This is a genomic window from Labilibaculum antarcticum (genome assembly GCF_002356295.1).
GTDB lineage: Bacteria > Bacteroidota > Bacteroidia > Bacteroidales > Marinifilaceae > Labilibaculum > Labilibaculum antarcticum.
The window spans coordinates 4,224,681-4,240,882 of the sequence record NZ_AP018042.1 but is presented as its reverse complement, the minus strand read 5'-3'; the positions used below and the strand labels follow the sequence as shown (position 1 = coordinate 4,240,882).

The 16,202-nt window shown below is 35.8% G+C and carries 15 protein-coding genes and 1 pseudogene; 12 read left to right on the top strand and 4 right to left on the bottom strand.

The window, feature by feature from the left end; genetic code table 11:
* Window positions 1-16: 16 nt before the first annotated feature.
* Window positions 17-3,097 carry a SusC/RagA family TonB-linked outer membrane protein gene (locus ALGA_RS16830; RefSeq protein WP_096431147.1) on the bottom strand — a complete coding sequence of 1,027 codons (3,081 nt, stop codon included), beginning with the start codon at window positions 3,095-3,097 and terminating at the stop codon, window positions 17-19.
* A gap of 188 nt (window positions 3,098-3,285) precedes the next feature.
* Window positions 3,286-3,999, bottom strand: a complete 714-nt coding sequence (locus ALGA_RS16825) for a FadR/GntR family transcriptional regulator (RefSeq protein ID WP_197705596.1) — start codon at window positions 3,997-3,999, stop codon at window positions 3,286-3,288.
* An 833-nt stretch (window positions 4,000-4,832) separates the two neighbouring features.
* Between ALGA_RS16825 and ALGA_RS23400 the strand changes: the two are divergent.
* The 9 genes and pseudogenes from ALGA_RS23400 to ALGA_RS16775 all read left to right on the top strand — a co-directional run bounded on the left by ALGA_RS23400 (window position 4,833) and on the right by ALGA_RS16775 (window position 13,179).
* Window positions 4,833-5,363: pseudogene (locus ALGA_RS23400) on the top strand (acyl-CoA dehydrogenase family protein).
* Window positions 5,364-5,584: 221 nt separating this feature from the next.
* Window positions 5,585-6,418 carry a polysaccharide lyase family 7 protein gene (locus tag ALGA_RS16810; RefSeq protein WP_145957658.1) on the top strand — a complete coding sequence of 278 codons (834 nt, stop codon included), beginning with the start codon at window positions 5,585-5,587 and terminating at the stop codon, window positions 6,416-6,418.
* A 161-nt stretch (window positions 6,419-6,579) separates the two neighbouring features.
* Window positions 6,580-7,932, top strand: coding sequence for an Lcl C-terminal domain-containing protein (locus ALGA_RS16805; protein WP_096431139.1), 1,353 nt, complete (start codon window positions 6,580-6,582; stop codon window positions 7,930-7,932).
* A 38-nt stretch (window positions 7,933-7,970) separates the two neighbouring features.
* Complete coding sequence (locus ALGA_RS16800; protein WP_096431137.1) at window positions 7,971-8,366, top strand: hypothetical protein; 396 nt, start codon at window positions 7,971-7,973, stop codon at window positions 8,364-8,366.
* 238 nt (window positions 8,367-8,604) lie between these two features.
* A complete protein-coding gene (locus ALGA_RS16795; RefSeq protein ID WP_096431135.1) occupies window positions 8,605-8,820 on the top strand; it encodes a 4Fe-4S dicluster domain-containing protein in 216 nt (71 codons plus the stop codon).
* Window positions 8,821-8,822: 2 nt separating this feature from the next.
* Window positions 8,823-9,458: a ferric reductase-like transmembrane domain-containing protein gene (locus ALGA_RS16790; RefSeq protein WP_096433713.1), complete on the top strand. Its 636-nt coding sequence runs from the start codon at window positions 8,823-8,825 to the stop codon at window positions 9,456-9,458.
* A complete protein-coding gene (locus tag ALGA_RS16785) occupies window positions 9,455-11,230 on the top strand; it encodes an FAD-dependent oxidoreductase (RefSeq protein ID WP_096431133.1) in 1,776 nt (591 codons plus the stop codon). Before ALGA_RS16790 ends, ALGA_RS16785 begins: the two co-directional genes overlap by 4 nt.
* 118 nt (window positions 11,231-11,348) lie before the next feature.
* Window positions 11,349-12,473: a sensor histidine kinase gene (locus ALGA_RS16780; protein WP_096431131.1), complete on the top strand. Its 1,125-nt coding sequence runs from the start codon at window positions 11,349-11,351 to the stop codon at window positions 12,471-12,473.
* Window positions 12,466-13,179 (top strand): LytR/AlgR family response regulator transcription factor, encoded by a 714-nt coding sequence (locus ALGA_RS16775; protein ID WP_096431129.1) that lies wholly within the window; start codon window positions 12,466-12,468, stop codon window positions 13,177-13,179. The genes ALGA_RS16780 and ALGA_RS16775 overlap by 8 nt, the downstream gene beginning before the upstream one ends.
* A gap of 4 nt (window positions 13,180-13,183) precedes the next feature.
* Here ALGA_RS16775 and ALGA_RS16770 read toward each other — a convergent pair whose 3' ends face one another.
* On the bottom strand, window positions 13,184-13,498 hold the full coding sequence (locus ALGA_RS16770; protein ID WP_096431127.1) for a hypothetical protein: 315 nt from the start codon (window positions 13,496-13,498) through the stop codon (window positions 13,184-13,186).
* A 7-nt stretch (window positions 13,499-13,505) separates the two neighbouring features.
* Window positions 13,506-13,757, bottom strand: coding sequence for a hypothetical protein (locus tag ALGA_RS16765; RefSeq protein ID WP_145957657.1), 252 nt, complete (start codon window positions 13,755-13,757; stop codon window positions 13,506-13,508).
* Between the two features lie 314 nt (window positions 13,758-14,071).
* Here ALGA_RS16765 and ALGA_RS16760 point away from each other — a divergent pair, with 314 nt between their 5' ends.
* From ALGA_RS16760 to ALGA_RS16750, 3 genes are read left to right on the top strand one after another with little or no spacing between them, the layout of a single operon-like run.
* A complete protein-coding gene (locus tag ALGA_RS16760) occupies window positions 14,072-14,824 on the top strand; it encodes a polyphosphate polymerase domain-containing protein (protein ID WP_096431123.1) in 753 nt (250 codons plus the stop codon).
* 6 nt (window positions 14,825-14,830) lie between these two features.
* Window positions 14,831-15,523 (top strand): DUF4956 domain-containing protein, encoded by a 693-nt coding sequence (locus tag ALGA_RS16755; RefSeq protein WP_096431121.1) that lies wholly within the window; start codon window positions 14,831-14,833, stop codon window positions 15,521-15,523.
* 24 nt (window positions 15,524-15,547) lie between these two features.
* Window positions 15,548-16,198, top strand: a complete 651-nt coding sequence (locus ALGA_RS16750) for a DUF2490 domain-containing protein (protein ID WP_096431119.1) — start codon at window positions 15,548-15,550, stop codon at window positions 16,196-16,198.
* Window positions 16,199-16,202: the final 4 nt, after the last annotated feature.

The following is a 16,202-nucleotide window of genomic DNA, read 5'->3' as shown; positions in this document are numbered from 1 at the left end:
GATTTAGTTTTTTTGATTAAAAATTAACATTTAAACCAACTGATACAGTTCTAAATAATGGTGTACCCGATCTTTGAGCACCATAAGACTGAGGTGTATTATTACTATCAACAAACTCGGGGTTAAAACCATGATAATCATCCGAAGTGATGTATAGTAAATTCTGACCTGTTGCAAAAATTCTTAATGATTCTATTCCTAATTTTGATAATACATAATCTGATAAAGTATAGCCAATGTTTACATTTCTCAATGAGAAATAACCTGCACTCATAACAACATCATCAGTAAGAACTCTAGCCTTAAGGAAAGAAGCATCAGAAATGATTCCTGCATCTACAACAGCCTGGTCACTGGTAGTAGGTCCGTTCCACTCAGAGAAAAAGTATTGATCTCCAATATTTTTCACTTCAGCTCCTTGGCTACCTTGAATCATAAAAGAAAAATCTATATTTTTATATTTGAATTCGTTAGTTACACTCCAAGTAATTTCTGGGTATGGATCTCCTAGAATAGTTTTATCATCATCGGTAATTAAACCATCACCATTCAAATCTTTAACGATAACATCTTCTGATATTCCATTAATTGGAAGCCAAGGAGAATCCCAATATTCAGCTGCGAATTCTTTATCTACAACATAACCATAAAAAGAAGAGATAGGATTACCTACAGAATTTATCCATTGTGAATTTCTACCAAATCCATCTTCAGTTAATGCACCATCAGAATCACCATAATCAAGCAATTCATTTTTATTAGTAGAGGCTATAAAAGTAGTTTTCCAAGAAAAATTCTCGGTTATAATATTTTTGGTTCTTAATTCAAATTCCCAACCACTGTTTTCTACTTTCCCTAAATTTACAATACCACTATTAAAACCAGTAACATAAGACACAGGGTTGTTGAGTAATAACTTGTCGCTGGTTCTTTTATAATAATCTAACGAACCTGAAAATCTGCCATTTAAAAATCCAAAATCTATACCTGGGTTAAATTCCTCCGAAGCTTCCCATTGTAATAATAGGTTAGCAATATTTTTAGGAGAAACACCCGTTGAAATACCACCGTCAATAATTGCATTGGTATTATCCAATTGTGCTAAATAAGGATATGCGTTAACTAAGTCGTCTCCTACACTAAAGTTTTCAGCACCTGTAAGTCCATAACTAACTCTAATCTTTAATTTGCTTAGAACATCGCTTCCACTCAAGAAATCTTCATTATGCACATTCCATCCTAAAGATGCCGCAGGAAAGTTACCCCACTTAGATTGTACTCCAAAAACAGAACTACCATCACGTCTAAACGATGCATTTACTAAGTACTTATTAGCATAAGCATATGTGACTCTACCAAAATATCCTATTTTATTCTTTTCAATATTGTATTCTCCTTCTGAAGTAACAGTAGTTGCTCCTTGTAAATTTTTAAGTAAATCGTTAGAATATCCTGTACCTACAAGTTGACTGGTTTCTTCTTTTCTTTTTTGGATAGTTATACCTGCCAAAGCGCTAATCTCATGATCACCAATTTTTGTGTTGTATGATAAAGTATTATCAGAAATCATCCTGGTTTTATATCTATTATTTAATAAATATGCAGCTCTACTACTTCCAGATGCATGGTGTTTTGTTCCATCCCATCTTGTTCTTTTTCGTTGCTCTAAAGTTACCCCTAAAGATGTCTTAGCAGTAAGTCCATCCATAATTTTATAACTCAAATAAGTAGAACCTAATAGTTTGGTGTTATACTCATAATGTTCTCTTTCTACATATTGTGCATAAGGGTTTGAATCACCTGTAGTACGCGGTCTACTATCACTACCATCACCATTTAAATCCAATTCAACTAAATGATTCTCATAGAAATAATCTCCTACACCCACATTTGGATAAGCATCTCTATTTATAAATTGTAATGTTTCCTCTGTATGATATATAGGCAACCAAGGAGATTGTCTTAATGGATTATGAACAGAAGTAGGTAAAGCTCTTCTTTTTGAATAGGAAGGTGTCACACTCAAGCCAAATTTCATTTTTTCGCTTATTTTACTATCTATTTTCACTTTTGCAGAATACAGTTTGTAGTCATCTGTAATAACAACACCTTCGTCATGTAAATATCTTAATGAAGTAGAATATTTAGTATCTTCAGTTCCTCCACTTGCTGCTATAGAGTGACTGGTGATTATTCCACCGTTAAAGAAAACATCTTGCCAATCTCTGTCAATACCAGTTACTTCAGCTATTTTTTGTGCATATTGGGTAGCTTCTGAAATTTCACCCGTAGCAGCGAACTCTTTGGCAGCCCAATCACCTAGATTTTTCTTATAGTCATCACTTCCAAAAGCAGATTTATATCCTGTATAAGTGTTATACGATAATTTTACTTTCCCTACTTTTCCGGTCTTTGTAGTAATCAGAATTACTCCATTAGACCCTTCACTACCATAAATAGCTGCAGATGCGGCATCTTTTAATATCTCAAAAGACTCTATATCATTCATATCTAGGGTTCCAAGATAACTAGCATCGACCACCATACCATCAACTACAACTGCAGGTCCTGAATCAGCCGTTATTGATCCAACACCTCTAATTGTAATTGTTGGAGCAGCACCAGCCTCAGCAGAAGTTGCTTGAATGTTTACACCAGAAACTTGACCAATTAAAGCATCATCTACCCTTGAAACAACCACTTGATCTAATTTTTCATTCACAACTTTTGAAATAGCTCCGGTAAGATGTGATTTTTTCTGAGTACCATAACCTACAACTACTACTTCATCCAAACTTTCGGCATCAACACCCATTGCTACATCGATTGCAGATAGAGTTCCTACTAGTTTTTTAATTGTCTCATAGCCTACAAATGAGTAAACTAGAACACTTTCTGATCCGGCAACACTTATTGTGTAATTTCCATCAAAATCAGTTACTGTACCGTTTGTTGTACCTTTTTCATATACACTCACTCCTATTAAAGTTGACTTATCTGTTTTATCAATGACATTCCCCGTAATCGTTTGCTGAGCAAACAAATAGGAAGAGAATCCCGTTAATAAAACCATTAGCATTAGAATTTTTCTTTTCATTTCACTTGATTTTAGTAAAATTAGTTAGTTATTAGATTTTTTATTCAACACTTAAAAAAAGTTAAACAATGCAAAGGGCCCATTACGACACGGTTCAACAGAAAAGTGATTAACAATAATTTGAATACTATTTTGTATTCGTACACTTGGTTTAATAATTGGAAATCCATTTACTAAACCAGGTAATTTCAGAGATTTAGTTTCCTTTTACTGAATTCCAGAACATCCTTAAGATGCTCATTCATATAATCTTTTGCCACATTTGAATTTCGACTTACTATGGCTTCTAAAATGTTCCGATGCTCCTTTAATGATTTTCCAGCTTCCTCTTTAGCACAAAGATTTTCACGACGATACATCTCAAGAATATCAGGTAAAACAATTAACATTAGAGTTTTAATCACAGAATTGTGACATGCTTCTGCAATTTTTAGATGAAATATGAAATCTTCATTTTCGGCAGGTAGGTTATTAATCACCTTCTCCTCGAAATTGGCAAGAGCTTCTCTAAGTTTTAAAATGTCAACTTCAGTCCTCCTTACTGCTGCTTGTTGAACAGAAAACGCCTCCATAAAGCATCTTGTTTCCACCAAGGAAAAGAAATCAGGACTTTCAATCTTCATTACATTTGTAATCAAACCTTGCATAGCAACCATGTCGGTACCATTAACAATTACACCGCTTTGTGGATTTGCTGTTAATATACCATAGAACTCCAATTTTTTTATCGCATTTCTAATGTGAGTTCTACCAATACCGAATTTCTCCGAAAGCCTTCTTTCCGATGGTAATTTATCCCCTGTTTTTAAATATCCTGCAATGATCAAATCTCTGATCTGACGGATTATTTTGTCAACTGGACTTTCTACCTCAATAGTTTTAAAACTCTCCAAAATCTCCATAACACAAATTTAACCAGCAAGAATCTGCTCAACCCTTAACTGGTGCACCAAAGTTATAAACATTTCTTAAAACACAAAACACAACTACTCAAAGACAATCAATAACACAAAATCGTAACCGCCACATCACCTATGCATAGTAGTGTTGCAAACGTTGTAGTTTTTATAAAAAAAACTACTTAGAGTGTTGTGATTTGGAAAAAAACAATAGAAAAGCACAAACAATAATTTGGTAGACCAATTTAGCCTTGCTGAAATTAAAGTAAAACAAACACCCTTTATTGCTCTTGAGATGCAATAAAGAGAAACCCGAAAATCGGATTAGATACATTTATTACAATCTGATTGTAATATTTCATATCGTAACAGATACCTTTTAAAACATAAACACAATCAACCAATACACATTAAGAGTTAGAAAATATTGAGTCGTCTGTATTTCCACACAAAAGACTAATCAATAAATTTACCCGTATTGCAGATTTACTCGACTAATACAAACAAGGTAAATGCCACTCCGAAACCATCCTATTTTTAACATTTATTAATAAACCTACTCCGCACACCTCATTGAAATCCGCCATATAACACTACTGATGAGTGATTTAAATAAAAAGCAATATTACAAACCAAACTAATCGAAAAAAAAACACGACAAATAAATAATAAGGATTTCAACATACCTATACATTCTTTAACCAACAATAGAAACCCAAAGCATCTGTAAACAGGATGGACAACTGGGAAGAGATGTCGGTTTTTTCATTTGCGATGTGACTCAAAAAAACCAATAAGTTGTTGTTGAGGAGTACTACAACAACCTTGGATTATACATGATCCCTTACGGCAAAAACAAGCTGGATTTAGAAATCCCAAAACAGTTCAAACTAGAACCAGAAACTACTGGTATTAAAATGATGCTAGATATTTTGCATCGAAGCAGAATGCAATCCCCAGGCATGGGACTCGGTATTATAAAAAGAATGATGGCTGAAGCTTTGGATCAATGTAAAAACATAATGGTTGGAGGCAAGAGTTTAATCTCTTACGATCAGGTACAATTTCAAATTTCTAAAATTCAGACTGCCTTCACCATATGCTCGGCATTTTGCTCGCGAAGCAGTAAAAAAAGCAGTATCTAAAATGATCTTTCGGCAGATGAAATTGAGCCCAATAGTGTGAAAACCATTGTGAACGATTTAATGCAGGAATCTGCCCAGACGCTAGTTCAACTATCTGGCGAAAAAGGCTATCATCTTAGTCATATTGGCGGTAGAGGAATTATAGATAGTCACCCGTTTCAAATTTTTGAAGGAACAAATGAAAAGCATCACATTGATACAAACGAACAACCTTTTGGTTGACCAATACGTAAAACTATTTTAAATTACGCAATTAACAATCGATTCCATAAGCTTAAAAAACGATCCATAAAAAAAATGAACACAGACCACAATTAGCACAGAACTAACTAAAATGCAACGAAACCTAAACGCAAAGATCTGACAAAATTATTTTTATTTATTTTGGTCTACCAATTAAATTAATGTAATTTAACGAAGTGAAAATCAAAAAAACAAGCCTTATGATTCTTAAAAATTCATTCTTCAAACAAATTGTACGACTTTCATTCTTTGCTCTGTTAATAACATTTACTTTAGCTTGTTCAAAAGAGAATAGTACAGAGGAAGATTCCACTGAAGCAAAAATTGAAGAACCCGAGAATGACGATGAGAATATCGCTTCCACTAAATATCCAGCTTCAATCCTTAATTTAAGCTGCTGGGAAGAGACATTACCTATTTCGGAAATTGACGATAACGATAATCCAATGGACATTTATCAGCCGGAACTCGAAATTTTTAAGCACGACACCTATTTCCATGTAAACAGTTCGGAAGATGGTGTTGTGTTCAGAGCACATTGTGGAGGTGTTACCACATCTGGTTCGGGCTACCCCAGAAGTGAGCTTCGTGAGATGAATCCCAACTACGCCGGTTCAAATTCAAAAGCTAGCTGGAGCACAACTTCAGGCACACATACGATGTATATCAAACAAGCCATTACTCACCTACCCGATTACAAAAAACATGTAGTTGCTGGGCAAATCCACGATGCCAATGATGATGTGATTGTTTTCCGTCTGGAAAACGACAAGCTGTTTATTGATGAAAATGGAAATGATGGTCCTGTTCTTACTTCCGATTATCAATTAGGAGATATTTTCACAGTTAAATTCATCGCTGAAGAGGGAGGCGTAAAATGCTATTACAATGATGAATACATCTACACCTACAAAGTAAATGCTAATGGATGTTATTTTAAGGCTGGTTGCTACACACAATCAAATGTGAGTAAAGGAGATAAAGCAACAGCATACGGCGAAGTTGAAATATATGATCTTTGGGTGAGTCATTAGAATTACAATTTAAGATTGCTTACCTAACCCACCATTAACAAATAGTAAATTGACACGATAAACCAATTCGTAGATGAAATTCGAGTATTCATTGATTCCTTTTTAGTATAAAAATAAAATCTCATTCCTTAGTATCAAATTAGAAACTAAAACTCTAAGGTATGAGACTAAATTGGATTTTAATAAGCTCTTTAGCATTATTAGCCAGCACATTCGCTTGTAGCGATGATGACACTATTTCTGATAGTGAAAATATAACTGAAAACTTACCAGACATTTCTGGCTACCCTATTGTTGGAACAAATCAATCTACCGCTTTCAACAATACAACAAATATCTCGACTCCCTCTTCGGGCGATGATTTTTATGGCCAAAATGCGAATTATCCAGGAACTACACCGCAATATGTTGACAATGGAGATGGAACCGTAACAGATATGGTAACCGGACTCATGTGGCAAAACACATTGGATCACAACAGTGATGGACTTATCAATTATGACGACAAATTAACTTATGCCGAAATACTAGCTTTAGCCAGTGAGGTGGCTACAGGAGATTATACCGATTGGAGAGTACCTACAATCAAAGAACAATACTCCTTAATGATGTTCAGCGGTCGCGATATTAGTGGTTATGAAGGAACTTCAACCGAAGGATTAACACCTTTTATCAATACCGATTATTTTGGCTTCAATTATGGTGATACCGATGCAGGCGAACGCTTGATCGATGTACAATGTGCCTCAACTAATGTATCTGTTGGTAATACTGAAATCGAGATGGTTTTTGGTGTCAACTTTGCAGATGGACGTATTAAAGGCTACGGAACAACTATGATGGGACAAGCGAAAGTATTTAACTATTTGATGGTTCGTGGTAACACGACATATGGTGAAAATAATTTTTCGGACAATGCCGATGGAACAATAAGCGATTTAGCAACAGATTTAATGTGGATGCAGGATGATAGTGACGAAGGTATGAATTGGCAAAATGCTCTTGCTTATGCCGAAAGCTTTGAATTCGCAGGTCGTTCAGACTGGCGCTTACCAAGTGCAAAAGAATTGCAGAGTATTGTTGACTATTCCCGTTCTCCACAATCATCTGCTTCTGCAGCTATCAATCCAATTTTTAACTGCACACAAATAACGAACGAAGCTGGTGAAGTTGATTATCCTTTTTACTGGAGTGGAACAACACACGCAACTACAGGTAATGATAATAACGGTGGTTGGGGAGCCTATGTTGCTTTTGGTCGCGCCATGGGAAACGAGTCTACTATACTGCCAGATGATCAAAACCCCCCAACGGAAGGTGAACAAGGACCTCCTCCTACAGACAATATCGATTCTTCTTCGGATTCAATCAATTGGACAGACGTGCACGGTGCCGGAGCACAGCGTAGCGATCCTAAATCGGGTGATCCAAGTGAATATTCCGAAGGGCACGGTCCACAGGGCGATGCAGTACGCATTCTGAATTACATCCGCTTAGTACGTGACACCAAATAATTTGACGATAAAAACACAAATATTAATATTTTACAATCATGAAAACAGATATAAAGAAAATCGCAAGCATACTAATGATAGTAGCTATAACAGCGATTAGCGGAAACCTTTTGCAAGCCCAACCGGGAGGACAGCAAGGACCTCCTCCAATTCCAAACACAACACAAATCAAGAAAATGGTGAGCGAATTAAGCAAAACTCTTGATTTAACAGATGAAAAAAGCGAACAGCTTTCAGATTTATACACTGCTCATTTCAAAGAAATATCTGCGAAAGTAAAAAACTCAAAACCGAGTAAAAACGAAATGGATGCGTTCGAATCAAAATTTGAGAAAGAAGTGAAAGCAATTTTATCACCCGAACAACAAGAACAGTTTGAAGCTTTTCTGAAAGAGAATAAGCCCAAACAAAATGGCCCTCAAAAAAGACGTTAAGAAAGAATAATAGTAGTGTGCTAGTTACCAGAACTACCCTAATGTGGGTGTTCTGGTATTTTTTTTTCATTACATACAGTTTAAAGCTATATTTCCCGAAGCAAGAAACTCCCCTCCTGTAATTCTAATTCCCCCATTCGTTGATAAAATTTGCCCATTCGTTGATCCGATTTCCTCCCTTGGATACGATCATGTTACTTTACCATATAAAGGTAATATCATCACATAAAACAAAGCGATGGCTATAGAAAATATAAACGGATGTATAGGTTGCGGAATTTGCGTAAAAACCTGCCCTACCGACGTAATTCGTTTGGATCCGGAAACAAAAAAAGCGACTATAAAATATCCGGCAGATTGTCAAATTTGCCACTTATGCAGAATGTATTGTCCGGTAGATGCCATTACAATTACTCCGGAAAAATCGATACCAGTAATTGTTTCATGGGGGTAATTATGGAAAAACGAATTAAAAAAATTAATATCATAGCGGCAGTATTTATCTTTCTTGGATTGCCAATCCTCTTTCTGGGCTTAGGAAATTACCCTGCACGCAGTATTCTGAAGGAGGGAATTTCATTACTCACTATCATTGCCTTTTGCATGATGTTAGCCCAATTTTATCTGGCTCGCAGCAACAAAAACATCCTAAAAGATCATAAAATGAGCAAAGTACTGAAACTGCACAAATACCTTGGATATGTATTTGTATCTATTTTGCTGATTCATCCTTTTCTACTTGTTCTTCCTCGGTATTTTGAATCGGGAGTAGAACCAATTGATGCTTTTTTCACCATCATCACAAGCTTAAACAGTACAGGAATAGTTCTTGGGATAATCGCATGGTGTTTGATGCTAATTTTAGGTGTAAGCTCTATTTTTCGAAATAGATTAGGAATGAATTACAAAACATGGAGAGTCTTTCATGGAATTTTATCGATTGCTTTTATTGCAACAGCCGCATGGCACATAATTGATCTGGGACGACACATCCACTCAGCTATGTTCATCTTCATTATTGTCCTTTCGGGGATCGGAATATTTTTATTACTAAAAACCTACCTTTTAAAAAAATCGGAGGATACCAAATGACAAATACAAATAACAGAAATGAAATAACCCGTAGAAAATTTATGGGACTGGCCGGCGGAGCAATTGGCATGGCGACTCTTGCCTCAATGGGTATTGCAGGTTGGGCTGCAAACAAAACAGATATTGATCTAAAATCATTAAAATACATAGAAGAAGAAACTGACATTTTGGTTATTGGCGGTGGAATGGCTGGACTATTTGCAGCTGTTAAGGGACATGATGCCGGCGCGAAAACAGTGATGATTTCAAAAGGAAGACTTGGTTCATCGGGGCAAACGCCTTTTGCCAAAGGTATTTTTGCTTACGATCCAAACACAGCGAAAGTCTCCATTGATGAATTTACTGCTACGGTTTCTCGTTCCGCATTGGGATCGAACAACTCGGTATACACCAAACAAATGGCTGAACACTCGTTCGCAAGAGTTCAAGAGCTTCGCGAATGGGGATTTTTCGATTCTGCATTGTACAACAAGTCATTCAGCAAACCGATAAACGAAAGAAAAATTGCTTTACTGGAACGAATTGTAATCACCAGTTTAATAAAAGAGCAGGGTAAAATTGTCGGCGCTGCAGGTTTTAGTCTCGATGATGAGAAGGTTTACATTTTTAATGCAAAAAGTGTTATTCTTTGTACCGGAGCTGGAGGGTTTAAACCTAATGGGTTCCCCATTTGTGACCTTACTCACGATGGAACAATAATGGCTTATAATATTGGAGCCAAAGTAACAGGAAAAGAATGGAATGATGGCCACCTGGGACAAGCCACAAATGCCGCTGACTGTTTCAATGGATGGCACAATATGTTCGAACGCAAACCAAGTGTGAATGGTATTGAAGTCCATCACGATTTAGGTGTTGACTTGAACTACGTAGCCTACACCAATGGAAATCCTGTGCAAATGAGTCCTCCGGGTGCTGGAGCCAATAAGAAAACTTCTGGTGGACCATTCACTCCAGATGAATTCAATCGAAGTGGACAAGAAAATCGTAAAGAGGGACCTATGAATGGACCCGAAGATGGTAAAAGACCGCCAAGAGGAGAAAAGTCAGGTGAAGGTGGAGGCCCTCCAGGAATGGGTGGTGTATCAGTAGGTGGATCATCTGCAGGAATGGCCATACACAAATCGGAAGGACTCGTACCCATTAACGACAAATGTGAATCGAACATTCCTGGATTGTATGCTGCGGGCGATGCTCTCGGCTCTCACATGTCTGGAGGTATTTATACTCAAATAGGCTCATCATTAGCAGGCTCAGCTGTTCAGGGGGCAATTGCCGGCGAAGCTGCTGCAGAATATTCTGCCAATATAAGCACGCATGTAATTTCTAAAGGTAAAATTCAAGACATTAAAGAAAAAATATTGGCTCCCTTGCATCGGGAAGCAGGTTACAGTCCGGCTTGGGTAACCCAAACCTTACAAGGAATCATGATTCCGAACTTTGTTTTGTATGTAAAAAAAGAGAACATGCTTAAGGCTGCTCTAGCCTATGTTGAAGAATTACGCGATCACCATGTTCCCATGCTAAGAGCAGCTGATATGCACGAATTGCGATTGGCCCACGAAACGGTTAATATGATTACAACTGCTGAAATGAAACTGAAAGCATCCCTGATGCGGAAAGAAAGCCGTTGCAGTCATTATCGCATGGATTATCCTGAAATGGACAATGAAAACTGGCAGGCCTGGATTAATATTTTTAAAGGAGATGATGGCAGTATGCAATTTGAGAAACAGCCATTCGGAAGCTGGCCAAAGCCTAATTCAATTTAAAATTGGATGCCTTTCTAAGAAATGATAAAAACGAATCATAAATAAAAGAACTATTTGCATCTCTCTCACAAAAAAATGAATTATTTGGATATTTTTACAGAAACAATCTTTACCTAATATGATAATTACACAAAAACGAAGCGAGAATCTGATCTATGCATTGCTATGGTTGATGGTTTTATCCCTACCTGTTTTCACCCTAAAAGGCGGCGATGAATTCAATTGGGACAGAGTTATTCTGGAGTGGATTCGTATCCTTCCTTTTTTACTGATTTTCATTATCAACAACAGCTTATTGGCTCCCAAACTTTTTTTCAAACAAAAGCTGATTGGGTATTCTATTTCAATATTAACAATTGTTATTTTATTTTCTGTTTTTAACAATTTACCCCAAATATTACACGATTTTTTGTTTCAAGGGCCAGGTCCAGAAAGAATCCCAATGCATCCAGAAGGACCAATGTCACCTGATTCGATGGGTGCGTTTCCCGAACCGCCACCCTTTGGCAGGCATTCACAACTAAGAGGAAACAAACCTTTCAGTTATCTCATATTTGAGAATATGATTATTTCATTTTTGGTTGTTGGCTTTAACAATGCAATTAAACTGGGAATCAGCAGACAAAAAGAAGAATTGCAACGCGAGGAAAAAGAGAAGATTCATCTGGAAACAGAACTCTCTTTTCTGAGAACTCAAATTAGCCCGCACTTTTTCATGAACACACTTAATAACATCCATGCACTAATTGAAATAGACCAAGTTCAAGCACAAAAATCGGTAATTGAACTGTCAAAACTGATGAGATATTTGCTCAATGAATCTCAACAGGGAACAGCAACAATCAGAGCCGAATTTGAATTTTTAAACTCATACATCGACTTGATGCGAATTAGATATTCAGACAAAGTGAAGATTGATGTCAATTTTGAGATACCAGATGATCATCAAAAAATCCCATCCTTACTCTTTATCTCTTTAGTAGAAAATGCCTTTAAATATGGCATTAGTTATTCCAAAGAATCCTATATTTCCATTCATGCAAAACAAGATCAAGAACAGCTATCTTTTGAAATAAAAAACAGTGTTTCACCTAAGTCCAAAATAGAAAAAGGAACTGGTGTAGGATTGGTCAATTTGCGTAAACAACTGGATATATTATTCGATGGTGAGCAAAGCTTCGACATTATTGAATCTGAAAATGAATATCAAGTAAAACTAATTATACCTTTAAAAAATGATTAACTGCATAGCCATAGACGATGAGCCATTGGCTCTGAAGCAAATTACAGGATATATTGAGAAAACTGCTTTTCTAAATTTACAAGCCGGTTTCGACAATGCCATGGATGCTTTACAGTACATCAATGAAAACAAGATAGACCTGATTTTTCTGGACATTCACATGCCCGATTTGAATGGAATGGACATGGCTAAATCGCTAAACAATGGTCCTGAAATTATATTCACGACTGCCTATAGTGAATATGCACTTGATGGATTTAAGGTAAATGCACTTGATTACATACTAAAACCGCTTGATTATGCTACTTTTTTAAAATCTGCACTAAAGGCGCAAACACACTTCGATCGTATAAAAATTGGCACTGAAGATCTTAAAGCAAGCTCGAACCATTTGTTTATTAAATCCGAATACAAAATCATCCGAATCGAGATTGAAAATATTCTTTACATTGAAGGAATGAGGGAGTATGTGCGCATTCATCTTGAAAATGCCAAACCCTTAATGACATTGCTTAGCATGAAAAAGATCGAAGAAAAACTGCCCTCTTCAACATTCATGAGAGTTCACCGCTCCTACATTGTAAACCTGCAAAAAATAACGACCATAGAACGTAACCGAATTATTTTTAATGATGTTTACATTCCCATAAGTGATCAATACAAAGAAAAGTTCCAGAATTTTATCGATAACAATTTCCTGATCTAGATGATCAGGAAATAAATTCCAACTCCAATTCTTCATCGCTTCCCTCCTTTTGTTTCATTTGAAACCTACCTTTCGATTTAATTTCAAGCTTTTTAGCAAGAGCCAATCCTTTCATTTTTTCCACCAGATCGGCCACAACAGCATCATTCATGCTTTCATTAAAAAAAGCAAAAAAGGAATCTTTCTTCGAATCATCAAACTGAATCAAGAAAGCATTACTATCTACAAATAACAAATCATCATAAGGGTAAGAAATTGTAAATCCCAATTCTTCAATCAGACCTTTTATTTTTGTTAACTCCCGGTATATAGTACTCATAGATGTATTATTTTGTATCACAAATGATTAATTCAAATAAATGTTTCAGGTTAAAAAGCGTATCTGCCTGTTCAGCAAACTGACATTCAGAATGCAAATGATTAAAAGCTTCTTCAAATTCATCATTTGAAAACTCCAGATCCTCACTGTTCTGAAACTTTTGAAATTCTTCGATCCCATTTATTTTATAAAGCGATTTTCTAAAACTGGAATCACGATCCGCATTATTCATAAACCTTATTGCATTCCCTATCGACATATGCTTTCATTTTACATTTCGGTTAGCACTTCTGAGCGATATCCTACAATTGTGTAGGAAAAGTCATATTCAGGACTCTTTTCAACCCCAATAAAAACAAGACTTACAGTAAATCAGTATTGTTTTCACAGATTAAAGAACAATTCGAATGCCAAATAAATCCACTCATTTTGAAATAGCATTGTGGTATCAAAAACAACTAATAAATAAAAATGTCCATTCGTTGATAAAATCCGCCCATTCGTTGATTCCTTTTCCAAAAGACCCTCTTCTGTAATATTTTTGAAACATCATTAATTAAAACAAAGGCAATTATGAATACAAAATATTTTGATTCAATAGAGCTAAAGGAGATGGACAAGGTGAAATTGATGAACCGAACCGATCATAAATTTTGGTTTCATGGTGCTTATCTGCCAGATCTATTAAAACAGGTGGAAGAAGATTATTATCTCTTACATATTGATGGTGAATATCAATTACCATACGCAACGACTTACTATGATACGAAGAAAAACTTCATGTTTTCGGCACATCACAATGGCAAATTGAATCGCTTCAAAATTAGAAGAAGAAGCTACGTTAATTCGGGAATCAGTTTTTTGGAGATCAAATTCAAAAACAACAAGGGTCGAACCATTAAAAAACGAATTCCCAGTACTCAAAGCTATTCTGAATTCACAAGTACAGAGGATCAATTTATTAATTCAAAAACACCGTTTTCTGCGGCAGAATTAAAACCCTCTCTAGAAAATAAGTTTACCCGTCTGACCTTGGTGAACAAAAATTTTAAAGAAAGATGCACCATTGATTTAAATATCGAATTTGAAGTATCGAACAGTATTGTTTCGCTCGATAACTTGGTAATTGTTGAAATTAAATCGGATGGGAAATCAAGTTCCTCTCCATTAGGATTGGCCTTACGCAAAAATAGAATTAAGAACAATGGATTTAGCAAATACTGCGTAGGCAGAAGCATGACGAATCCAAACCTTAAGCAAAATGCCTTTAAAGCAAAAATAAGAAACATTGAAAAAGTTACTCAAACAAACTATCAACTAATCTAATTAAATATGCTCGATTTAATTCAAATTTCAGACACCATTACAAATGCAGTACCACTCGTAACCGAAATAAGTAATTGGGAAGAGGAATTGCGTTTTTTAGGAATCAAACTAATTAATGTTGGTGATTTCACCGAACTAATCGTTCGATTCTCCTTTAACACTTTTCTACTTTTCTTGGTAACACATTGTATGTATGCGAAAAACAGCAGTCGAAAAGATTTCTATTTCAGCTATCTCGCCATTGGTGTAATCGTCTTTTTACTCTGCTTCCTTTTGAATAGTGTGAAACTGGAGTTGGGATTTGCTCTTGGTTTGTTCGCCATTTTTGGAATTATTCGTTACCGAACCGATGCCATTCCAATCAAGGAAATGACTTACCTGTTCATCATTATCGGAATATCAGTAATGAATGCCCTTTCGAATAAGAAAGTAAGTTATGCAGAACTAATACTCACCAACTCGCTCATCGTTGCAGGTCTTTGGTTTTTAGAGAAAAAACTGATGTTAAAACAAGAGAAATCGATCAAGCTCATTTATGAAAAAATTGAATTTGTTCACCAAAATAAACATGAGGAGATGCTACTTGATTTTCAGGAAAGAACAGGTATCAACATCAGTCGATACGAAATTGAAAAGATTGATTTCCTACGAGATGTAGCAGAAATAACTCTCTACTACAATATTAATGGCCAAAAGTAAGTATCAAACCGGAAAATTAAAACCATGAAAAATATAACACAAAAGACTCACTACCTTATTCTATTCCTTTTGATAATTGCGAACACTGCAATTGCTCAGGAAGTTGAAAATGATTTTCAAAGCAGAACCTCATTTACTGCGAGCACCAAGTTGCTTAAAAATCTGAAGTTGAGTATCAGTCCAGAATTTCGATTCGACGATAGCTTTTCTTTAGACAAATACTTACTGGAAGGAAAACTTTCTTACAGCTTAACAGATAACCTATCACTAGGAACAGGCTATCGGTTTTATGCAAATGAAAGAGAAAGCAAAAGCACCGAATACGACAATCGGTATTCATTCAATGTAAAATACGAAAAATCATACCTCCGATTCGAGCCATCGCTTAAGATTAGTTACACCAACGACTCTGATGATGATTCAAACGGTAATTTACTACGCTACAAAACCGAGTTAAAATACAACATCAAAAAATGCAAAATAACACCTTTTGCAGGTCTGGAAGCTTTTCAGGAAGTAAGCGGCGGTGACCTTAGTAAAATGCGTTATTTTCTAGGTGCGGATTATAAAATATGCAAGAAAAATTACATCGAAGCCAGTTACAAGTTCGATTACTTTCAGAATGAATTCAAAAACAAACACATTGTAAGTTTGGGTTATAAACTAAAATTTTAAACGA

Excerpts from the sequence above, each read along its gene's own strand:
- ALGA_RS16785 (WP_096431133.1), top strand. The coding sequence starts at position 9,455 with ATGACAAATACAAATAACAGAAATGAAATAACCCGTAGAAAATTTATG.
- ALGA_RS16795 (WP_096431135.1), top strand. The coding sequence starts at position 8,605 with ATGGCTATAGAAAATATAAACGGATGTATAGGTTGCGGAATTTGCGTA.
- ALGA_RS16825 (WP_197705596.1), bottom strand. The coding sequence starts at position 3,999 with ATGGAGATTTTGGAGAGTTTTAAAACTATTGAGGTAGAAAGTCCAGTT.
- ALGA_RS16805 (WP_096431139.1), top strand. The coding sequence starts at position 6,580 with ATGAGACTAAATTGGATTTTAATAAGCTCTTTAGCATTATTAGCCAGC.
- ALGA_RS16760 (WP_096431123.1), top strand. The coding sequence starts at position 14,072 with ATGAATACAAAATATTTTGATTCAATAGAGCTAAAGGAGATGGACAAG.
- ALGA_RS16790 (WP_096433713.1), top strand. The coding sequence starts at position 8,823 with ATGGAAAAACGAATTAAAAAAATTAATATCATAGCGGCAGTATTTATC.
- ALGA_RS16780 (WP_096431131.1), top strand. The coding sequence starts at position 11,349 with ATGATAATTACACAAAAACGAAGCGAGAATCTGATCTATGCATTGCTA.
- ALGA_RS16755 (WP_096431121.1), top strand. The coding sequence starts at position 14,831 with ATGCTCGATTTAATTCAAATTTCAGACACCATTACAAATGCAGTACCA.
- ALGA_RS16810 (WP_145957658.1), top strand. The coding sequence starts at position 5,585 with ATGATTCTTAAAAATTCATTCTTCAAACAAATTGTACGACTTTCATTC.
- ALGA_RS16750 (WP_096431119.1), top strand. The coding sequence starts at position 15,548 with ATGAAAAATATAACACAAAAGACTCACTACCTTATTCTATTCCTTTTG.
- ALGA_RS16770 (WP_096431127.1), bottom strand. The coding sequence starts at position 13,498 with ATGAGTACTATATACCGGGAGTTAACAAAAATAAAAGGTCTGATTGAA.
- ALGA_RS16800 (WP_096431137.1), top strand. The coding sequence starts at position 7,971 with ATGAAAACAGATATAAAGAAAATCGCAAGCATACTAATGATAGTAGCT.
- ALGA_RS16830 (WP_096431147.1), bottom strand. The coding sequence starts at position 3,097 with ATGAAAAGAAAAATTCTAATGCTAATGGTTTTATTAACGGGATTCTCT.
- ALGA_RS16775 (WP_096431129.1), top strand. The coding sequence starts at position 12,466 with ATGATTAACTGCATAGCCATAGACGATGAGCCATTGGCTCTGAAGCAA.
- ALGA_RS16765 (WP_145957657.1), bottom strand. The coding sequence starts at position 13,757 with ATGTCGATAGGGAATGCAATAAGGTTTATGAATAATGCGGATCGTGAT.